General features: G+C 69.6%; 2 protein-coding genes. Both read left to right on the top strand.

The features are described from left to right. Positions 1-297, top strand: a 297-nt coding sequence (locus G7A99_RS18270) for a 2-oxo acid dehydrogenase subunit E2 (RefSeq protein WP_205599913.1), incomplete at its 5' end; no start/stop codon positions are given. A 13-nt stretch (positions 298-310) separates the two neighbouring features. Further along, positions 311-2,191 carry a protein kinase gene (locus G7A99_RS18265; RefSeq protein ID WP_018718919.1) on the top strand — a complete coding sequence of 627 codons (1,881 nt, stop codon included), beginning with the start codon at positions 311-313 and terminating at the stop codon, positions 2,189-2,191. Positions 2,192-2,307: the final 116 nt, after the last annotated feature.

Genomic DNA, 2,307 nt, shown 5'->3' with positions numbered 1-2,307 from the left:
CGTGTGGCCGCCGAGGACATGAAGGGCGGGACCATCACCATCTCCAACATCGGGGCGATCGGCGGCACGGTGGCCACCCCAATCATCAACAAGCCGGAACTCGCCATCGTCGCCCTGGGGGCCACCCAGCGGCTGCCGCGCTTCGACGCGGAGGACTGCGTGGTCGCCCGCCGGATCATGCCGATCTCCTGGTCCGCCGATCATCGCGTGATTGACGGGGCGACCATGGCGCGGTTCAGTAATCACTGGAAACGACTGCTGGAACAGCCGGCGCTGATGCTCGCAGAGGCGGGCTGACGGGGGCGGGGCGATGTCCCGTGCGGCGACGGCGGAGTCGATCCGCCACTTCTACATCCCCGAAGAGCAGTCGGTCTATCTGCTCAGCAAGGACGAGGCCCACCGCCTCAAGGCCTGGGTGCGGCTGTGCGAGGAGCAGCTCCGCGGGCTCGGCTACCGCCAGGTCTGCCTCCTGGGCAAGGGCGCGTACAGCTTTGTGTTCGCCGGCCGGCGCAGCGAGGGCGCGAGCCAGGTGTTCAAGTTCTCGCGTATCACCCTGGCCCAGCACATCCAGGACCGGCTCGAGGAGGAGGCGTACATGCTCTCGCAGGTGCGTCACCCCAACGTCCCGGCCTTCCTCGCCTTCGAGCGCATCCACGGCCAGCGCATCCTGGTCATGGAGCGTGCCCCCGGCGAGGACCTGGATCAGCGCTCCATCCAGGTGGGGCCGCTGCCCGTGGACGAGCTGCTGCACATCGCCCGCCAGCTCGCGGACATGCTAGCCTACCTGCGTCATCATCCCCGCGGGCCCATCGTCCACGGGGACATCAAACCCTCGAATCTGGTCTACGACCCCGACGACGGCCGCGTCTCGCTGATCGACTGGGGCTCGTCGGTGTTCGCCCAGGTGGACCACGAGGATCAGCCCACGCCGTTCTGCTCGCTGGACGCGATGACCGGCGGTGGCGAGACCAATGCCCGCCTTGGCGACGTCTACTTCATCGGCGAGGAGCAGCTGGGCGGCGGCCTGTCCTCCCCGCGCTTCGACGAGCAGGGCGTGGCGAGTACCCTGTACGCACTGGCCTCGGCGCAGTCCTGTAGGTTCGGCAGTGACGTGATTCCCGCCCGCGCGCTGGGGCTGCCGCGGCCCTTCGCCCGGGTGCTCGACGGCCTGCTCAGCCGGGACCCCGACGAGCGTCGCCGTGCCGGCGACTACTTCCTCGGCGAGATGGCGCACCTCGGGCGCATCGTCGCCGTGCCGCGCCCGGCCAGGCCGGCCATGACCCTGTTGCCGATCAAGGTCGCGCCGGCGCAGGACATGGAGAGCGTGGTCTACAGCTCGCGCAAGTCGTTCCTGCGCGAGGAGGTGGCGGAGGCCACCCTGGCCGGCGCGGACGACGCCCAGCTCGAGCGCTACTACAAGAACTTCATGCACGGCATGGGGGACCGGGAGAAGGCGCTCATGGCCGCGGTCAGCCGCCTCTCGCGCTACCCGGTGGTGGGCGGGCTGGGCATCCGCTGGAAGCCCGAGGGCCTGGAGATCGACAGTTACCTGGAACTGCGCGACCCGGACCGGGTGAGTGCCTTCGCCGCGGCGGTGAACGTGGTGGTAACCCTGGCGCGCTCGCTGGAGCGCGAGGGCGTGTTCAAGTGCGTGATGTTCGATGCCCGCCACACCCTGCACCTCGAGCGTGCCGGCGAGGGCGAGCCCTTCGAGGTGCCGCCGGACCTGCGCATTCCCTACGAGGTGGTGCCGCCGGAGAGCGCGGATGCCCGGCTGCATCCGCATTCCTATTTCGAGGACGGGCGTGATCCGGACGAGTACCTGGCCCTGCCGCAGCCGATCATCGATGCCATCGTCGAGCTCAACGACATCCCCCACACGGGCTGCGTGATCTTCGAGAGCAAGCCCACGCACCTGAAGATCCACAGCTACTACACGCTCCTGGCGCCCGAGCGTGAGGCGGAGTTCGCCGCGCTGCTGGAGCGTATCGCCGAGGCGGTGGACCAGATCCGCGGCGTCGGGATCGCCGGGTTCATGAAGCTGCCCTACAAGCGCACCCGTCACTTCCGCCGTCGCCCCGGGCTCGGCGATTGCTTCTACCCGGCGAATCCGCGCCGGGCCGCCGATCCGCGCGACCTGACCTCGCCGCTGTTCCTTCTGGGCGAAAGCGCCGACAGCGACGCGGCCTGAGCGCCGCCACGGTTTTCTCCGGCGGCGTCGCCGGCACTGCTGCCGGCGGGCGTGGCGCACACGTGAAACCCGGCTGTCACGGTGGCGCCCCCGGGGGCACGGTATGGTGTCGGCAG

The sequence above is a fragment of the Arhodomonas sp. KWT genome (assembly GCF_010993615.1).
Note: the sequence above shows the minus strand (reverse complement) of the source record. Positions and strands in the feature narration are given on the sequence as shown.

Excerpts from the sequence above, each read along its gene's own strand:
- G7A99_RS18265 (WP_018718919.1), top strand. The coding sequence starts at position 311 with ATGTCCCGTGCGGCGACGGCGGAGTCGATCCGCCACTTCTACATCCCC.